We start from the raw sequence: 18,933 nt of genomic DNA, 5'->3' as shown, positions 1-18,933 counted from the left end.
CTCCTCATTAGAAATGAATAAGAAGGGGACGGAAACGGATTGCGCCCCTAATTCGTTATTTTAGCAAACGATTATTGATTATGATCAATGATTTCTTGTGTGCGTGTCTGCATATTCTCTAGCGTCTTCTCAATTCCCTGGTCATCTAAGATCAGCTTCTCGTATTCCTCGCCGATCACTTTATAAAGTTCCGCTTGGTAAGAGACAGGAGCGACCATTTTAGGGGACTGGGCATGTTGTAAAACATGTACGAGTGCATCTCGATCGACTTTTTCCGGCGAAACGGTTTCAGCTAAAATGCCATCAATGATCGTACCAAGGTCATCTACGGTTACTTCGTTCCAAGATGGCACATTTTTCCCTTGCACCATTTGCCCTTCCGTTGTATACCAACGAATGAACGTGTATGCTTCTTTTTTATGGTCAGAATTTGCTGCTACTGCCATGTAATCAGTAGTCACTGGCGTATAGCCTTCACTGCTTAAATCATTTTTTGGATAGGGCGCTACCCCAACGTTGAAATCCAGCGGAAACTGGTCGGTTCCACCTAGTTCTGTATTCATCCAGCTTCCAATTGGAATCATGCTTGCCTCTTGGCCAAAGAATTGGTTGCGATAATGGAGTTTCTGCGAAATAATGTCTGTATACGGTACAGATGACTGATCTTCTTTTTCCATTTTCACGCGCATTTCCAACGTCTTTTTAAAGAGTGGGTGGTCAAGATTCGATGTGCCATCCGCTTTGATGAATTCTGTGTCCCCTTCTTCACTTGCAAGTGCCAATTTCAAGTATTCCATCCATCCATCACCTTGGGGCCCGTGGAAGTAAACACCGTAATGATCATCAGTAGTCAGGGCTTCTGCATACTCGATAAATTCATCCCATGTCCAGTCGGTCGGCACTTCCAGTCCTGCCTCATCGAAATGGTCCTTATTAACAAGCACATACCAAGGATTGAATTTGCCAGGCAAAGCATAATAGTGGCCGTTCATTTGCGTATCCACTTTATATTCTTCTGCCATCGTGTAACCTTCTTCTTCAATAAACTCATCGATCGGGGCAACCATGCCTAAATGAACCCGTTGAGCATAACTGGCTGGGTCACTAAACATTAATACATCCATCTGTTCACCAGAAGCTGCAGCTAAATCTAGCTTTTGGGTTGCTTCTTGCGTATCGCCCTTTTCACTTAAAATGACCAAATCGACCTTGATCGATGGATGCTCCTCTTCAAAAGCGGCAATCGTGTGCGCCCAATTATAGCTTGCCTCGTTTCCATGGGTGTGGAATTTAATCGTCACTGTATCATCTGAATGATTGCCGTCCTTCTCATTCGTTCCAGATGTACTGTCAGCAGAACAACCTGCCAATCCAGACATAAAGATGGCAAAAGCAAAAAAAGCGGACACTCGTTTTCTCTTCATCCTTACTCCCCCTTTGAACGCCTCATGAAAACCCTTTCAAACAAAATTATAGCAAAGCGTTTTTCTCATGAGACGAAAATAATTTTACCGATATTAGCAATAATTTGACATCTATTCTTGCCTTTACCCTTTGACCCCACCAAGCGCAATACCGTCAATTACTTGCTTTTGCCCGAAGATGAAAATAAGTAGCAATGGCAAGATCGCAGAAACAGCAGCCGCCATAATCAGTGAATAAAACTCGCCATTAATGGTTGTAAACTTTTGCATAGCCAACTGAATCGTATATAAAGCATCGGTCCGTAAAAAAATCAGCGGATTTTGGTAATCATTCCATGTCCAAATGAAACGCAAAATCGCATATGTGGCAATCGCTGGCTTAACAATCGGCAGCGCAATCCGCCAAAAGATCTTCCATTGGCCTGCGCCGTCAATTTTAGCCGCTTCAATGTATTCATCGTGAATGCCCATAAAAAATTGCCGCAGCATAAATGTTCCTAGAACACTGAAACTCCCTAGCAAAATAAGCCCAAGATGGCTATCGAACAAGCCAATTTGGCGATACAAAATAAACTGGGGCACTAAACTCGCCTGCTGCGGAACCATATATGTCGCAAGGACAATTAAAAACAACCATTTGCCTGCTGGGAACCGCACTTTTGAAAACCCGTAAGCCGCAAGCGCAGAAACTGTACAAGATAAGACAGTTGTTAACACGGCTACTTTTAAAGAATTCCAATAATAAAGGTAGAAAGGATAATCGCCAAACCATACTTCCATATAATTGTTAAAACCGTTCCACCTTTCAGGAATCCATTGGATCGGATAAGTGAACACATCGGCTTCAATTTTAAATGACGTAGACAGCATCCAAGCGAATGGCAATAAAAACAAAAGGCTTGTCAAGAAAACAATAACTGTGGTAATGAGTTTTCGTACATTGATTTGTTTCAAAACCGTCTCTCCTTTTTTCTCAGTAGTTAACCCACTTCTTTTGGCCGACCCATTGGATAATCGTAATGAGAAAAACAATTACGAATAGGACCATCGCCATCGCAGATGAATAGCCGATGTCTAAATTGACAAAAGCCGTATCATACAAGTGCCAAACCAGTACACTGGAGGAATGCATCGGCCCGCCCTTTGTTAGCACCGCGATCAGGTCAAACACTTTAAAGCTGGCAATAATGCCGGTGATCAATAAGAAAAAAGAAGTCGGAGACACCATCGGAAACGTAATTTTGCGAAATTTATCCCATCCATTGGCTCCATCCATTTCCGCCGCCTCATACAATTGTTTCGGAATCGCTTGTAGTCCAGCAATATAAACGATCAAATTAAACCCAACAGAAATCCATATTTGAATCAGCATGACTGAAATCAAGGAAAAATTGGGATCAGCAATCCACTTTGGCGGGTTATCTATCCCTAAAGCCATTAATGTCTGATTAATCGGACCAGCGGAAGGATGAAACAACACTTGCCAGACCACAGCAATAGCGACAACGCTTGAAATGTAGGGCATGAAAAAAGCAACTTTAAAGTAGCCTTTCATGTAAACGCTTTTATTGATAACTACAGCTAACAAAAGCGAGATCGCCATACAAATAGGGACTGTCAATAAAAAAATCCCATTGTTTAACAGTGACTTTAAAAAAACACGGTCACTCATCAATTCAGTAAAATTCCCGAAACCAACCCACTTAAGCTGATCCATGCTCTGCACAAATTTCCAATCCGTCATACTTAATACAAATGTTGCCGCAATCGGCAGCAACACGAACATAAAGACGCCGATCAACATCGGCGCAACAAAAAGCCAGCCCGCTATATGTTCATTTTTCTCAAGCGACGATTTTTGCTTCTTTCTCAACCTAGCTGATTTCGAGGAAGCCAATAACTCTTCTGTCTGTATACGCATCTATTATCTCCTCTCTGACGATTTGCCTTCATTATAAGAAAGAAACCGCCTCATGGCTTAACGCTATTTTGAGGAGAATTGCAATAATTTTTACTAAAGCCCAGATTTCATCAATCTGCCCCAAACTAATATCTTCCTTTATAGTCCAATAAGTTCATATAAAACGTTAGTCGCTAAGACAGTCAATCTAATCAAATCCCCGTCTGTGCTTCTTTTTTTGTGAGTATAGCCGTTGTTTGCTCAATCTTCTTTTCCATATGAAGTAACTGCTTTGATAGACGCTTCCGTTTTTTCCTTTCTATCTGCAGCTGTTCGCTGATGGATATTGTTGGTGGATTCTGTGATATAGATGGTTGCTTAACCTGTTGCATTTTCGTACGCAACTGGGCTTGGATCGCATTTTTGTGTTCTTTCTCCCTGTCTTTTATTTGCTTTGCTTTTTCCCTCATTTTTGCTCGACTCATTTCTTACCCTCGCTTTCAAATGTTTTTTCTAATCATGATACAAACTCTCCTGACAAGGAATGTCAGGTTTCGCCATTCTTTTAATCTGAAGAAGGATTAAACATGTTTAGCACACAAAAAAACACGCTAGCTCTACTAAGCGTGTGATGAAAAATGAAATAGTTTTTTATCAATTTTTGTTCCCTGAAGGACATCAATCCTCCTATTACCCCGAAAGTGTAAAAATCGCGGCAACGTTATGTTCTTCATCAAAAATATCTTCGATCCCTTCACGCATCTTTTCAAGGAAGGTGCGCTGCTTTTCCAATTGTTCCACCAAAGCCGCTTCCCACACCGGCCCTTCAGGCAATGTGATTCCGCCAATTTGGTCATGGACGACAATTCGCTCTATACGGCTGCCTGCTGGCGCATGGCTTTTATTTAACAAGTGCTGATAGGCCTTAGGGTTGCTTTCCATATCATCAAACGCTTGGACAAGCGCCTTTTTTCGGTTTTCGACATCCTCTACGACCTCATGCTCATACAGGCGCACAAACGCTTGCACTTTTTCCTGTTGCTGCTCAACAATGGATAGGCCGTTGTAATACGCTTCGACAGTGGCACTTAAATTAACACGGATTTCCTCGCCTCCGTGTTGTGTGCTCACTATCATTTGGTTGTTGTAGTACGAAACACCGTTTTCTGCATTCAGCGCGTTCAACAATTCATGGATGCTGTGGCTATGGCCGATTTCATCCATAACTTCTTGCAATTCCTTTTCTAAAGCCTGCCAATGGCCATACAACTTTTCACCATGTTCGATTAACAGCAGCAAAAAAGCCACGTCACTTCCTAACAGTCCACTTCCTCCATCCCGAATTAAATACGGTGATTCTTTATATACGTCTTCAAGATGCTTATAATCATGAAGGACTTCCAGCGATTCCGTCAACCCATTCAATTCCTTAACAATGATGTCTTTCGAAGCCTCATCAATATAGCCTGCCTCAACCAAATACCCGAACACCTCTTCAGCCGAATCGTTTAAGCCTTGAACCGTCTCCATGATCGGTCCTACGTTCCGCTGGAATTGCTTAATATGGTAAAACTCTGTTAGTCCCTTGCTTAACAAATCAAAGGCCTGTGGAATTTTCGCCCCTACTTGCCCTAGTGCATGGGAACGGGCCATCTCTCCCCGCATAAAGACAGGATACTCTGACAAATCAATCGTGTCCGCTTCCAGCAATTGTTGAAGATCAGCCTGCAACTCGCTCACATCATCAAACACCGTCCGCTTGAGACCCGTCATTTCTTCCAACACGTCGAGGGCACCATCCACTCCATTATCCATATACGCATCAGCGGCTGGCATAAAAATCGCTTGCCACTTGGCGATTTCCTCATCTGGCAGATTGGCAAGAAGCGGCGACAGTCCTGCATAATTTTTGTTCGTTACAATCCCCTCTTTCGCTTCTACTGGAACAGTCACAAACCCTCTCGTATTTTCCATCAACGCATAAAGGGGGTCATTGCTCGAACGGAGCTGATGGATAGAACTAGTGTCGATTTTTTCTTCTATGTACTCGACGGCGAACTGTTCTAGTTTATCAGGAGGGAGGGTGTAGATTGCGTTTTTGTCTGTTCTAAGTAGATTGAAGTTTTGATTAACTTTTTGTCTGAAATCGGTATCTGCAGTATAAAGTTGATACACATTAATTTGTGCACCATTTACTCCATATATTTGGTTAAATTCCTGTTCAAGAACTTGGGCAGTCAAGTTATTATTATTCGCTAACGAATGACCTAATGCGATTTTAACTGGTTGCTTACCTTTTAGACCAAATTGTACTTCAGCCTCATCCAGCAAATTAAGTGCATCCTCGGCCTGTGAAGCATCTTTCCCTTGAAACAAGCCAATCGCATTGTATAACCAATCACCAGAGTCATTAGAACCTTGCGAAATAACATAGAGTTGGCTAATGTTCTTTTCCTCGTTTTCGAAATAAAGTACTGTACCATCATAATCTGATTTTAATTCGCTACTTTCGCTTGAAGTATAAATTTTCATGTCTGCTGGAAGCTCTTCTCCCATTTCTTCAATGTAAATTCGCCGCACTTCTTTTTCAAATGCTTCTTTAGACATACCATGTTTCATTTTATATTCCAACTCGGTAATACGAAGCCACAACTCATCTTTTTTTAATAACTCTTGGTTAACCATCGTGTTCCTCCCTTTGAGTGTATTCAATTGATTCCACCCACGTACGTACAAAAGCCTCTTCTTCGTCTAGATGAACTTGACAAGTATCTAGATTATTATCCACACAAGAGGCAATATAGGAAAATTCGGTTGCCTGAGGTACCCCGCTTTCATATACTTTAAAACCAATAATCACTACTTCTAATCCGTATTCGGTTTCGTTTTCCTTTACCCCGTAATATAGAGTGGTCTTACCGTCTTTGAGTTCTTTCCATTCTCCCTCAAAATCCCACCTTCTTCGCAAACGTTCTAATTTGTTTTCTGGCCGATTCGCGCTACCGCTATAGAAATACTCAAAATCAGCTATATATCCCCAATTTTCTTCTTTACTTTCATAAGCAAAACTAATTTTTTCATAATGGTCTCCATCAATTCCAGATGCATTGTCCATAAACACGGCGTCTTCTGGAAACCAAATCGTATAAACGCCGATTTTCGAGCGCATTAAATAATACCCGTCCGCCACTGGTTCTGTCGATACCATCATTTCTCGGGAATACTCATTTTGAAACGCATCAATTTGCGGCAAGTCTGCCGGGTCCATTTCCGCTGGCGTTTTTTCTGTTTCTTCTTCTGGTGAGCTACCCATTTGGCCACAACCTCCTAACATCATGGCAATGACAACTGCCAGCAATGTCTTGCTTTTGTCCATTCTGCTCGACTCCTTAGGCCTCACTACCGCTTTTTTATCATTCTTAACATAAATATGAAAATAATGACACTGGCATAAGACTTGTGAGGTTATACCTACGGGTGTTACTGGAAAGCGATTGGAGAGAGAAGAAGCTATTCTGCTTTCTTATCGGTTTGTCTTTTTAAGAGTTCGTCATTCGCCATCCGTCTCGCCTTCATCGACACGAGTCCCTGAAAACTGAATCGACTTTACCCACTGAAGCACATACGCTTCTTCTTTTGAAAAATCTATTTCGCAACTTTCTGCTTCTTTATCTAAACATGAAACGACATAAAGAAACTCCATTGCTTGAGGCGCTTCCTGGGATAACACTTTGTACCCCATAAAAACATAATTTTGATAGCCTTTAAAATCTTCTATTGTATACCCATAGTATGTAAGACCGTGTTCATCCTCAACTTCTTTCCACTCTTCCTCATAATCCCAGCGTCCCCTTAAGTTATCCAAAAGCCGTTCTGGTTTTTTGGCATTTCCTCCATAGTTATATTGAAACCCGACTACATATCCTCGATTTTCCTCTTCATTTTCATAAGCAAAACTGATTTTTTCATAATGATCCCCGTCAACGCCAGACGCATTGTACATAAACACGGCCTCTTCTGGAAACCAAATCGTAAAGGCACCGATTTTTGAGCGCATTAAATAATACCCATCAGCTACTGGCTCTGTCGACACCATCATTTCTCGGGAATACTCATTTTGAAACGCATCAATTTGCGGCAAGTCTGCCGGGTCCATTTCTGCTGGTGTTTTTTCTGGCTCTTCTTCTGGTGAGCTACCCATTTGGCCACAACCTCCTAACATCATGGCAATGACAACTGCCAGCAATGTCTTGCTTTTGTTCATTCTGCTCGACTCCTTAGGCCTCACTACCGCTTTTTTATCATTTTTAGCATAAATATGAAAATAATGACACTGATATAAGACTTGTGAGGTTAGACCTATGGATTTTACTGGTGCTTAGAGGGGAAAACCATTTGATTCAGCTTCTTTTTTGGTTTGTCTTTTATTCGTCATTCAGCGCCCTATCCAGCAGCTAGCACGTAACTCATAACTAAAAAACCCAACGCTACACACGTGGAGCTTCTCCCCATATTTCATCAATACCTGTTCAGGACGATGGATCGTCTACACAACACGGATTTCGTTTGCCACTCCGTCGACGAGCAGGCCGTCGGTGATCCCTGTAGCGATAAAAAGCATTGTTGTGAGGCGACTAAATCATGAAGATTCAGTAATATTGGGGTTGTCGAGGTTCCTTTGCTGGCAGCGGGCAAATTGTTGGTCGTCTGGAAGTAGCCGTTACTCACAAAGAGTGCGACAGCGAGATCCTCCTAATAAATGGAGGAATAACGCCGTGAACTTGGAGAAGCTGTCTTTCGTGTCCGTCGATAACGGTGATATCAAAACGTTTTTTCGTTCTTAGCCCCACCCCAATCCCCGTTAATGTCCTCTAAGCACGTTGCACGTCTCATTTTGTTGCAAAACCGGCTTAATAATCCGCTCTTGCACTGGGTAAGGCTTTTCTATCGTTAAACGGTTTTTTAGCATAATCGCTGCTTCAAGGCCAATTTGCTGAGCTTGTTGGACCATGAGTGTTAGCTTTGGTCTAAAAAGTTTCCATTGCGTTTCATCTCCAAAGGCAATCACAGAAATGTCATTGGGCATTTCCAATCCCCGTTCTTTTATGGCCTGTAAAACGCCAAGGGTCATTGTATTGTTAGCACTATAAATTGCTGTTGGAGGTTCCGGGAGTGATAGCAACTCAGTGGTGAGGCGATAGGCTTCTTCTTCTTTAAAATTCGCTCCACGAAACAGAGTCGGGTCGTATGTGTTTCCTTCTTTTAAAGCTGCCAGTGCGCCTTGATACCGTTCTTCGCCAATGGAATTTCGGCGGTGGCCATAGAGCACAGCAATGCGCTGATGCCTGAGCGACTGCAAATAACGAACCGATTCATATGAACCGTAAAAATTGTCATCGGCAATGTAGTCTGTCTGCAAATCGTTCACTTTTCGATCAACGGCGATGACGTGTACGCCAAGGGTCACCATCCGTTTAATCGTGCTACTGTTTTCTCCTGTAGGGATTAACACCATTGCATCAACTTGTTGCTGTTGCACAATCTGCAAAAGCTCATACTCTATATCTGGCGCATCGTTATGGCTCATCAAGATCATATGGTAGCCGATGGAGCGGATCATTTCTTCTACCGCCTTGGCAATCGACATTAAATACGTATTGGAAATATCCGAGACGAGCACCGCTACCTTTCTGGAACGCACTGCCTTCAAGCTTTGGGCATTTGCATTAACTTCGTATTGCAGTTCCGCTATCGCTCTTTTGACTTTTTCGCGTGTTTTCTCGCTGACATAATCCCTGTTATTAATGACTTTCGATACAGTCGCAATGGATACGCCAGCATGACGTGCCACTTCTTTAATCGTCACTTTCACATCAATCGACCCTCTCACAAAACGTTTTACAAAATCCTTACGTATTCCCTCATTTGGTGTATCTATTTTATCATATTTTACCCTTTATCAGTTGGCACAAAAGGCAAGATACTTTTATACGAGTTATGATATTAGGACTTACTTTAGGAAAACGTTTTATTGTAAAATAGAGGTATTCGGGAAAGGAGGCGTTTGCATTGATCGCCATTGTTGGAAGCATCAACATCGACCTTGTCGTTTACACAAGTAATATGCCTGTGCCTGGGGAAACCGTGCTCGGCGACAAGTTTCGAACCAATCCAGGAGGGAAAGGAGCCAATCAAGCCGTTGCTGCTGCCAGGCTAGGTGCTGCGGTAACAATGGTAGGCCGGGTTGGCAATGATCCGTATGGAAAGCTTGCGACTGAGAACTTGAGAAACGAACAAGTGGAAACAGGCTACATAGACGTGGACAACGCGGCACATACCGGCGTGGCAATGATTACTGTCACAAATAATGACAATTCTATTGTGGTCGCTCCTGGCGCTAATTTTAGCTGGAAGCGCGAGGAGGCAGGGCTGTACCGGGAACTGTTGCGGCAATCAAAAGTCCTGCTTCTTCAACTTGAAGTACCGCTGCCTTTTATTGAAGAGATCGCAAAACTTGGCAAGGAAGAACAATGCACCACAATTCTAAACCCTGCCCCCGCCCAACAGTTATCGCCGTCCATGCTTGATCTAGTCGACTTTATAACGCCAAATGAAACAGAGTGCCAAACCATCTTTAAACAACCAGTTGAACAAGCGGTTCGGAACTATCCCAATAAGCTGATTGTGACAGAAGGAAAAAAAGGCGCCACCTACCATGATGGCAACCGTCTTGTCCGCGTCAATGGATTTTTAGCAAAAGCTGTCGATACGACTGGCGCTGGAGACACATTTAACGGTGCCTTTGCTGCCGCTTTGGCATCCGAACATCCATTAGCTGAAGCAGTGTCCTTCGCCAACGCCGCTGCCTCGCTTTCCGTTGAAAAAGCAGGAGCACAATCCGGCATGCCTACAAAAAAGCAAGTAGTGCATCGCCTAGGCACCTGACACACCAAACGCCCTTTCCTTAAGCGGAAGGGGCGTTATTTTTAGGGTTTCGTCTAAACATAGGAATTAAAACTGAAAGTCCAGCTATGACAAATAAGGCTATGGCGATAGGACTAGTGAAAAAGATATCCATACTTCCTCCGCTAATCATAATTGCGCGCCGGAAATTCGCTTCAGCCAATGGTCCGAGAATAAGGGCTAAAATGAGCGGACCAAGAGGGATACGTAATTTTTTGAAGAGCAATCCAAAAAAGCCAGCAATGACCATCACCCAAACGTCAAAATAAGAGTTATTCAACGCGTAAGCTCCTACGATACAAAACAGCACAACTGCTAAGTGAATAAATTCTTGGCGTATTTGAATGATTCTTGTAAATAGATTGGAACCAAGTAACCCAACCACAATTACAAGCAGATTGGAGATAATCAAGAGCGCAAAGATCAGATGGACCATTTCTATATTTTCAGTAAACAGCGCCGGTCCTGGATCAAGCCCGTACATCATCAATGAACCGATTAAAATAGCTGTAACAGCATCCCCAGGCAGGCCCAACGTCATCATTGTTGTAAACGCGCCTCCAATGACTGCGCTGTTCGACGTGCAAGAGGCAGTTAGTCCGCCAAGGGAGCCTTTTCCATACTCGGCTTTTTTCTCTCCTTTCGCCATATTCTTGGCTTGGTTCCAGGAAATAATCGAAGCAATATCACCGCCGGCTCCAGGGATGACCCCAATAAACGTCGACAGGATCGAAGACATCCAAAACGGTTTCCGGACTTCTTTTCGTTCCGCTTTATTCGGAAGAATCCGCCCCACTTTCTCAGTGGTTCCAGTCTTCGTTGTTTGCTTGGAAAGCATTTGGCTAAACACTTCAGCAAGCCCGAACAAACCAATCATAATCGGAATGAATGACAACCCTTCAAGCAAAGGCGGATAATCGTAGGTAAACCGGGGAATGTTCCGGATCGGGTCGAGCCCGATTGTAACAATAAACAAGCCGATGCCACCAGAAATCAACCCTTTAATAATGGAGCCGGAAGAGACGCTAACCATAATCGTCAGCCCAAATACTGCTAAAGCAAAATATTCAGCGGGGCCAAATAGAAGTGCCACCTTTGAAATCGGGAAAGCCGCAAAGATTAAAAACGCCGTGCTCACCAGCCCACCAAGCCCTGAATAAAGGGCGTTAATTCCAAGCGCCACTCCTTGCTTCCCTTGTTGCGTAAGTGGATAGCCATCAAACGTTGTTGTCACGGAAGCAGGGGTTCCCGGCGTGTTTACAAGAATAGCCGGAATACCAGAGGCAAAGATCGCCGTACAATAAATCGCAATAAGCATAGCCAATCCTTCCTGTGGAGCGAGCCAAAATGTTAGCGGCGTTAGCACCGCTACCCCCATTGTTGCGGTTAAGCCAGGTAAAGCGCCAATAAACAGGCCAAGAAACGTTCCAAGTAGCATAAAAAAAAGAACCCCTGGCTGCAAAACCAACATGACTGTATCCATTTATAAGCACCTCCTACAGGATAATGTTGAGCCCTTTAATAAAGACAAATTGGATAAAGAACGTCAAAACAACCGCTGTCAGCAAAGCCGGCCCCCACTTTAACTGAAACACCAAACCAATCAAAAACATCGTTACAAGCGACAAGATCAAGAACGGGAGCTTTCCTAAAAAGAAAACAAAGAAAACCAACAAACCAATTAAAAGCGCTAATCTCCAAAGGTTTCCTCTTTCTTCTTTTGTGAAAAAGAACTCGCCATCTCGTTTCCTTATTATGACAGCGCTATCAATTATGACAAACAAAAGAAGGGCGGCTAAAGCGATTCTTGGAAAAAGGGCAGGCCCGGAATCTTCAATGCCAAAAAGCATTGGAAAATGAAACGTTTGATAAAAAAAGATGAGACATGCAACCGTAATTGTACCGTTGAGTAGCAAATTCGCTGTTTTCAATCTTATCCCTCCTACTCCATTTCAATGCTAGGGATCAATTCGTTAAAGAATTCGTATTGCTCCACCGCAAACGCTTCAAACGCCTGGCCAGGCAAATAAGCTGGCGTCAACCCCCTTGATTCTGCCAATGTCTGGAAGGTTTCCGTCTCCATGCTTTTTTCGATCGCGGCATCTAACGCGGCAATGATTTCTTCCGGTGTATCTTTAGGAGCGACAAACCCGCCCCAGCCGCCTAAAACGACATCATAGCCTTGTTCCTTCATCGTCGGCACATCGGGAACCACTGGATCTCGCTCGTTCCCCATGACTCCTAACAATTTTAAGTCGCCGCTATCGAGCCCCGTTTTTACTTCTGAAGGGCTGACGGACACCGCGTCAATATGACCGCCAAGCAATGAGCCAACAGCCGGAGCTGCCCCTTCAAAAGGGACATAATTGAACTCAACCCCGGCCTCTTGGGCAAGTGCGCCTGCCGCTATATGCCAAATCGATCCTGTCCCGGAATTACCGATCTGCAATTCGCCTGGATGTTCTTTCGCATAAGTGATAAATTCATCGAGCGTATTATACGGAGCATCGGCAGAAACGGTGATCGCTGCCGGAATTTCCATTAGCCTACTGATATAGGCAAATTCATATGGCGAAATGCTGGCGATTTGCAATCCGTCATACATCACTAACTCTACTGGCACATAACCGATTCGGTAGCCATCTGCATTAGCCATCATGACATCGTACACGCCAATAGCCCCTACCCCGCCAGTTTTATTGACGACAACAACAGGGACACCTAACTCTTCCTCCATCGCCATTGCCACAGCGCGAGACACCACATCCGAAGCCCCTCCTGTTGCAAACGGGACAATGAGGCTGACTTGGTCTTCAGGATAACGTTCAGCAGCTTCTTCCGGACTCTGGTTTGAACAACTCGCTAAACATAACGCAGCCACAATGCTTATAAAAAGGTTTGTAAGCCTGTCCATCTTTATCTACCCTCCCTAATCATGCACAGCCGTTATAATAGTCCGAGCAGACTTGCTAAATCTCTATTAATTGATATCACTATTTCTAGACTCCACCTTCTTCAATGCGCTTTTTAACTCGCTCAGTTGAGAAGCCGTCAAATCCAATTGAGGTCGCCTCATGCCGCCTACATCAATTCCGCGCATTTTAAGCGCTTCCTTAAAATACGACATGTTGCTTCCTCCTTTTAACGCTACACAATAAGCCGTTGCCACCGATTGGTGCGTCCTTGCTGTTTCTAAATCGCCCATGCAGAACGCTTCATATGCTCTGACAAAGGGTTCAGGCCATACGCCAGAAACCCCGGATACCGTGCCGTCGCACCCTAAAGCTAGTGCAGCAGTCAACAAGCGGTCCGTTCCTGTCAATACAGAAAAGTCACCACCATTTACAAAACTATATTCTTGCAAACGAACAAAATCTGGATAGCTGTATTTGATCCCCACCACATTTTCAGTCCGCCTCACAATGCGTTCGGCCACCTCTGGCTTCAAATCGTTCGCTGATGCTTGGGGGATGTTATATAAGTACACCGGAAAATCATCCGGCAACTGTTTTGCCACTGTTACATAATATTCTTCCAGTTCCCGATCATCGGCACCGAGAAAAAATGGCGTAACAACGCCAATCCCGTCCGCGCCTGCCTCAAGCGCATGCCTTGCCAATTCAAGCGTGCTTCCCATTGTCTGGGCACCAACCTGAATGAAAACATGGACCCTTCCAGCCGCTTGACTAATGACCGCTTCAGCTACCTGTTTCCGTTCCTCAATACTCAATTTATTCATTTCCCCAGTCGTTCCTAAAGGAAATAAGCCATGCACCCCTTTCTCAATCAAGAAATCAGTGAGAGCACGCACAGCCGGCACATCTACTTCTCCAGTTTCTGTGAACGGCGTGACCATTGCTGTTGTAATCCCATACAGTCGTTTCACATCATCATCCTCCTTATACTAAAAGGAAAACGTTTTCAGTTTTAGTTGAAAATAGTCCTATCAAAACGCTTGAGCAAGCAATACAACTGCTACATTCATGATAAAACGTTTTCCTATATCGGAAGTATAACCGAATGTTTTTCAATCAGCAAGCGCTTTTTTCAGAAAGTTGCTGACGCTGTTTAACAGCCAAACTCTTATAAAAAGCCAAATCAAAAAGGTTCGCCGACACGCTTTGGGCGATTGAAGGAAAGCGAGATGGGAAATTCAAACTTACATGGAGTACGACAGCGAAAGTTCCCTATTAAAAGGAGCTTCCTGTTAGAAGGTTCTGAGAGGAGTGAAATAAAAAGAGCCCTTTGTAGGATGTGGAGTGTCAAAGATCATTGACTTCTAACAAGGAGACTCAGGTTGAATTCTACATAAAACCATAAGTTAGCCCAAGTCAAAGTCATCATTTTTCATAGTGAGCCCCACTAGGCATTTTCTATTAGTGTAGCTTAAAAGCATCAATATCTGAGCGTTATCTGAGCGTAACAACTAGTTTCCTTCCTTTCCGCCCATCCCCTCCCAACTAAAAAACCCCACGCTACACACGTGGAGCTTCTTTCCTTATTTTATCAATACTTGTTCAGGACGATGGATCGTCTGGACAACGCGGATTTCATTTGACACTCCGTCGACCATAAAGGTGTGGGTGGCGAGTTCGCCTTGGCTGTTCTTTTTGACGCCGTCGACGAGCAGGCCGTCGGTCACCCCTGTGGCGATAAAAAAGCATTGTCGTGAGGCGACTAAATCATGAAGGTTCAGTAATTGATTGGGGTTGGCGAGGCCCATTTGCTGGCAGCGAGCAAGTTGTTCTTGGTCGTCTGGAAGCAGCCGTCCTTGGAAATCGCCGCCTAAGCATTTTATTGCAACGGCGGCTACGACGCCTTCTGGTGCGCCGCCGATTCCGACAAATAAATCGATGTCGTGGTCGGGCAATGCGGTTGCTAATGCGGCCGTCACGTCTACTTCGTGGAACAATTTGACTTTTGCGCCTGTGTGCCTTGCTCGTTGCACGAGTTTTTGATGGCGTGTCCGGTCTTGGACAATGACTGTGACGTCTTTCACTGCCTTGTTTTTGGCGCGGGCTACGGCTTGAATGTTTGCTTCTATCGGCGCGTCTAAATGGACGGCCCCTTTGGCTTCGGTTCCAGTCGCCAGCTTTTCCATATACATGTCTGGGGCATGAAGCAATGTGCCGTGCGGTGCTCCGGCTAGTACGGCGATGCAGTCGCCTTGCCCTTTTGAGGCAGGCGTTGTCCCGTCGAGGGGGTCGACAGCGAGATCGAACAGCGGTCCGCTGCCGTTTCCGACAATTTCGCCGATGTACAGCATGGGTGCTTCATCCATTTCTCCTTCGCCAATCGCGATTCTGCCTCGAAAGGGAATGCGGTTTAGCGCTGCCCGCATCGCCTCGGTGCTCGCCCGGTCTGCTTCGATTTTATTGCCTGTGCCGATCCAAGGAAAGGAGGCGACGGCTGCTTGTTCGGTTACGTGGGCCATTGAAAATAAAAAATCTCTCATTTTCGTCTACCTACACTTTTTCTCGAGGCTGGACTGAGTCGCAAAAGGCTTTAAATAGCAAGAACGCTGAAGCGGCGCCAGGATCGATCGTGCCGATCGACCGTTCTCCTAAACGGCTTGAGCGGCCAACGTTGGCTTGTAGCGTTTTGGTTGATTCCATCCCTTTTTTGGCGGCGGCAAGCGCTCCTTCGCTGTCGAATCCGCCTTCTCGCTCACGCAGGTAGGCGGCCATTGGCGCAAGGGTATCGACCATTGTTTTATCGCCTATTTTTGCGCCGCCTCGCGCTTCTATTCCTTCTGCAAACGCAATCCAAAAGGTGGCGACGTCTTCGCTTGTTAAAGCGGTTTTTCCTTTAAACGGTTTGCCTGCTTGCAAAAAACCAGTCGCATAAAGGGGGCCGACGGAAGAACCGACGGCATTTAAAAATGCCATCGCCACTTGTTTGCAAATGACGCTAATATCGGTTTCGGCATCGAGGTCGTCTAGCGCTTGTGCGACTGCTTTCCAGCCAATGTCCATCGTGACGCCATGGTCGCCATCGCCTAGGTGGCGGTCTAATTCACATAAATAATCACGCTCTTCTGCCATTTTGTCGCGCATTGAGTAAAGCGCTTTCTTTAAATCCGTCGCTTGGATCATTTGTTGTCACCTCTTACTCGTATTGGGCATACAGCGGGCATTCGGCTGGCGCATCGATGAGCGCTTTTAGTTCTTCGTCCACTTTCATAAGCGTAACCGAGCAGCCGCCCATTTCCATTGATGTGCTATAATTGCCGACATAACTGCGGTGGATGTTGATTTGTTTTTCGCTCAGGCGCTGTTCGACTCTCCGAAACATAATAAACAATTCCATTTGCGTCGTGGAACCTAGTCCGTTGACAAGCACGGCGACATCGTCTCCAGCTTTAAGGCCGCCATCGTTTAAAATGTCGTCAATGAGGCGGTCGCACACATCGTCCGCTTGTTGCAGCGGTCCTTTTTCAACACCAGGCTCTCCGTGGTGGCCAAGCCCGATTTCCATTTCGTTTTTACCAAGGACAAAACTCGGTTTGCCTGTTTGCGGCAATGCACACGGCGTCAATCCGACTCCCATGCTGCGCACCGATTCATTTGCTTTATTCGTTAAGCGGACGACTTCGCTTAAGTCGTCTCCCCTGGCAGAAGCGGCGCCTGCCACTTTAGTGACAAAAAATTCGCCTGCGATTCCTCTTCGCTTTTCTTTTTCCCTTTTTGGCGCAGAAGCGACATCGTCACGGACGATAATCGATTCTACTTTTATGTCGTGCTCCATATCGGCTAAATCAGAAGCCATGCCGAAATTCATGATGTCGCCTGCGTAGTTGCCGTAAATGTATACGACGCCATTGCCTTGATTGACTGCTTCGGTCGCCTCTACGATTGGCTGTGGCGGTGGGGAAGCAAAAATATTTCCAATGGCCACGCCATCAGCCATGCCACGGCCGATATAGCCCATAAACGCTGGCTCATGGCCGGAACCGCCGCCTATGACGATGCCAACTTTTCCGTTTCCATGAAGGGACTGTTTGGCGACAAGGGCGCGCCCGCTTCCCTCGACTTTCGCCACTAACTTCGGAAACGCTTTCAAATAGCCGTCGATCATTTCATCCACAACAACATCGGGATTGTTTACGAGTTTTTTCATTTCTCTTACCTGCTTTCCTGCTCAAGGTATGCCTGCTCTTGCTCGGCGATTTGTTGGATTTTCCTCGCTGAGGGACCGCCTGCAAATGAAGCGCCTAAGTAAGCGTTTAACACTTTTTTAGCCGCTTCTGGGCCAATCACCTTCGCGCCCATCGTCAAGATTTGGGCATTGTTGCTCAATTGCGCCCGTTCAGCTGAATAAGTATCATGGCAAAGGGCGGCCCGGATGCCTGGCACTTTGCCTGCTGCAATCGCGACGCCAATTCCTGTCCCGCAAATCAGGATGCCACGGTCGATCTCGCCTTTCATGATGTCGTTGCCGACGCGGAAGGAAACATCTGGGTAGTCGACTGCTTCACAAGAGTGGCAACCGTAATCAACGACATCATAGCCCTCATCTATCATGTACGTCTTTAATTCTTCTTTCAGTTCAAACGCATTATGGTCAGAACCAATCGCAATTTTCACTTGATGTAACCCCTTTCACCCTTTCCTTAGCTCCATTTTTGCAAATAGGATTATTTTTGTCAATCATTTATTTTCGTTTGTTGTTATTTATTGTTGTTTGTGTTAATTACTTTTACGCCAGCTTCGGTTAAAACAGCTGAAAAGTCAGCGTCGATTTCCTTGTTTGTAATGACGAGTGAAATTTCATCCAGCTGGGCAAACGTCGCAATTGATGTTTTGCCGATTTTGCTATGGTCGATTAAGGCAACGACTTGATTGACTTTTTCAACCATGCGTTTTTTCAGTTCCACCTCATACACATTAAAATCCGTTAAACCAGCGTATTTCGAAAATCCGTTGGCCGAAGTAAACAAATAGTCGACATTGATTTCGTCTAATATCGACGCTCCGAGCAATCCCTCTAGCGAGCTGGAACCTTTCCGCAATACGCCGCCAAGCAAAATGACTGTGATCGTCGGATGGTCTCGCAATTCAAGCGCCGTATACACACCGCTTGTGACAACCGTCAGTTTTAATGTTTTGCTATTTAAGACTTTTGCCAATTCAAGTGCGGTCGAACTAGCATCGAGCAAAATGCAGTCTCCGTCGGATAGCATTTTGCTCGCTTCTTCCGCTAGTAATGTTTTTTCTTTTGTATTTTGTTGTTTTCGATAGGAAAAGCTTGTCTCTTTTTCGCTCACAGCTGGCAAGTCATCGATTAAAATCGCCCCGCCATGGGTACGTTCCAGCTTTCCTTGTTTCTCTAATTGATTTAGATCCATACGCAAAGTCGCTTCAGAGACGTTTAAGCGCTCCGACAATTCTTTTACTGTTATTCGTTTGCTTTCACGCAATATATCCAAAATCGAATCTCTTCGTTCTGCTACAAACATTTTTTTCATGGCACGCCCTACCTTTTTTCTTTTTCACTTATCATGTATCTTACTATATTAAACCAACGAATGGATACGCAAACACAATATGACTACAAATAAAATAAAACAAAAGTATTCAACAAAAATATTGACATAAACGAAAACAATGTTATGATTTTCAATATCTGATTTGAAAACGCTTACGA

General features: G+C 44.7%; 18 protein-coding genes. 1 reads left to right on the top strand and 17 read right to left on the bottom strand.

Features of this window, described 5'->3' with window-relative positions; translation table 11 throughout:
* Positions 1-71: 71 nt before the first annotated feature.
* The 8 genes from BC8716_RS09445 to BC8716_RS09410 all read right to left on the bottom strand — a co-directional run bounded on the left by BC8716_RS09445 (position 72) and on the right by BC8716_RS09410 (position 9,196).
* Complete coding sequence (locus BC8716_RS09445; protein WP_094425128.1) at positions 72-1,424, bottom strand: ABC transporter substrate-binding protein; 1,353 nt, start codon at positions 1,422-1,424, stop codon at positions 72-74.
* A 123-nt stretch (positions 1,425-1,547) separates the two neighbouring features.
* Entirely contained in the window at positions 1,548-2,378 is an 831-nt protein-coding gene (locus BC8716_RS09440; RefSeq protein WP_094425126.1) for a carbohydrate ABC transporter permease, read from the bottom strand.
* Between the two features lie 19 nt (positions 2,379-2,397).
* Positions 2,398-3,345, bottom strand: a complete 948-nt coding sequence (locus BC8716_RS09435; RefSeq protein ID WP_094425124.1) for a carbohydrate ABC transporter permease — start codon at positions 3,343-3,345, stop codon at positions 2,398-2,400.
* A gap of 191 nt (positions 3,346-3,536) precedes the next feature.
* Positions 3,537-3,794 (bottom strand): hypothetical protein, encoded by a 258-nt coding sequence (locus tag BC8716_RS09430; protein WP_094425122.1) that lies wholly within the window; start codon positions 3,792-3,794, stop codon positions 3,537-3,539.
* A gap of 220 nt (positions 3,795-4,014) precedes the next feature.
* On the bottom strand, positions 4,015-6,009 hold the full coding sequence (locus tag BC8716_RS09425) for a DUF6792 domain-containing protein (RefSeq protein WP_094425120.1): 1,995 nt from the start codon (positions 6,007-6,009) through the stop codon (positions 4,015-4,017).
* Entirely contained in the window at positions 6,002-6,700 is a 699-nt protein-coding gene (locus BC8716_RS09420) for a YvcA-related protein (RefSeq protein ID WP_094425118.1), read from the bottom strand. The genes BC8716_RS09425 and BC8716_RS09420 overlap by 8 nt, the downstream gene beginning before the upstream one ends.
* A gap of 174 nt (positions 6,701-6,874) precedes the next feature.
* Positions 6,875-7,588, bottom strand: a complete 714-nt coding sequence (locus BC8716_RS09415) for a YvcA-related protein (protein ID WP_094425116.1) — start codon at positions 7,586-7,588, stop codon at positions 6,875-6,877.
* A 597-nt stretch (positions 7,589-8,185) separates the two neighbouring features.
* Positions 8,186-9,196, bottom strand: coding sequence for a LacI family DNA-binding transcriptional regulator (locus BC8716_RS09410; protein ID WP_011248440.1), 1,011 nt, complete (start codon positions 9,194-9,196; stop codon positions 8,186-8,188).
* Between the two features lie 197 nt (positions 9,197-9,393).
* On the opposite strand from BC8716_RS09410, the gene rbsK reads away from it, so the two are divergent.
* Positions 9,394-10,269 (top strand): ribokinase, encoded by an 876-nt coding sequence (gene rbsK / locus BC8716_RS09405; protein ID WP_011248441.1) that lies wholly within the window; start codon positions 9,394-9,396, stop codon positions 10,267-10,269.
* A gap of 19 nt (positions 10,270-10,288) precedes the next feature.
* Here the strand turns inward: rbsK and BC8716_RS09400 are convergent, their stop codons facing one another.
* The 9 genes from BC8716_RS09400 to BC8716_RS09360 form a co-directional block, all read right to left on the bottom strand.
* Positions 10,289-11,770 (bottom strand): tripartite tricarboxylate transporter permease, encoded by a 1,482-nt coding sequence (locus tag BC8716_RS09400; protein ID WP_011248442.1) that lies wholly within the window; start codon positions 11,768-11,770, stop codon positions 10,289-10,291.
* A 13-nt stretch (positions 11,771-11,783) separates the two neighbouring features.
* Positions 11,784-12,218: a tripartite tricarboxylate transporter TctB family protein gene (locus BC8716_RS09395; protein ID WP_011248443.1), complete on the bottom strand. Its 435-nt coding sequence runs from the start codon at positions 12,216-12,218 to the stop codon at positions 11,784-11,786.
* A gap of 11 nt (positions 12,219-12,229) precedes the next feature.
* A complete protein-coding gene (locus BC8716_RS09390) occupies positions 12,230-13,201 on the bottom strand; it encodes a tripartite tricarboxylate transporter substrate binding protein (protein ID WP_094425114.1) in 972 nt (323 codons plus the stop codon).
* Between the two features lie 66 nt (positions 13,202-13,267).
* Positions 13,268-14,173 carry a dihydrodipicolinate synthase family protein gene (locus BC8716_RS09385; RefSeq protein WP_011248445.1) on the bottom strand — a complete coding sequence of 302 codons (906 nt, stop codon included), beginning with the start codon at positions 14,171-14,173 and terminating at the stop codon, positions 13,268-13,270.
* Positions 14,174-14,785: 612 nt separating this feature from the next.
* Positions 14,786-15,742, bottom strand: coding sequence for a class II fructose-bisphosphatase (gene glpX, locus BC8716_RS09380; protein ID WP_094425112.1), 957 nt, complete (start codon positions 15,740-15,742; stop codon positions 14,786-14,788).
* Positions 15,743-15,752: 10 nt separating this feature from the next.
* Positions 15,753-16,382 carry a dihydroxyacetone kinase subunit DhaL gene (gene dhaL, locus BC8716_RS09375; protein ID WP_094425110.1) on the bottom strand — a complete coding sequence of 210 codons (630 nt, stop codon included), beginning with the start codon at positions 16,380-16,382 and terminating at the stop codon, positions 15,753-15,755.
* Positions 16,383-16,395: 13 nt separating this feature from the next.
* Positions 16,396-17,406 carry a dihydroxyacetone kinase subunit DhaK gene (locus BC8716_RS09370; protein WP_094425108.1) on the bottom strand — a complete coding sequence of 337 codons (1,011 nt, stop codon included), beginning with the start codon at positions 17,404-17,406 and terminating at the stop codon, positions 16,396-16,398.
* A gap of 5 nt (positions 17,407-17,411) precedes the next feature.
* Positions 17,412-17,873, bottom strand: a complete 462-nt coding sequence (gene rpiB, locus BC8716_RS09365) for a ribose 5-phosphate isomerase B (RefSeq protein ID WP_011248449.1) — start codon at positions 17,871-17,873, stop codon at positions 17,412-17,414.
* A gap of 83 nt (positions 17,874-17,956) precedes the next feature.
* The gene (locus BC8716_RS09360; protein ID WP_094429215.1) at positions 17,957-18,745 is read right to left on the bottom strand and encodes a DeoR/GlpR family DNA-binding transcription regulator; all 789 of its coding nucleotides are present in this window, start codon (positions 18,743-18,745) and stop codon (positions 17,957-17,959) included.
* Between the last annotated feature and the right edge of the window lie 188 nt (positions 18,746-18,933).

It is taken from the genome of Shouchella clausii (genome assembly GCF_002250115.1).
GTDB classification, from domain to species: domain Bacteria; phylum Bacillota; class Bacilli; order Bacillales; family Bacillaceae_D; genus Shouchella; species Shouchella clausii.
Note: the sequence above shows the minus strand (reverse complement) of the source record. Positions and strands in the feature narration are given on the sequence as shown.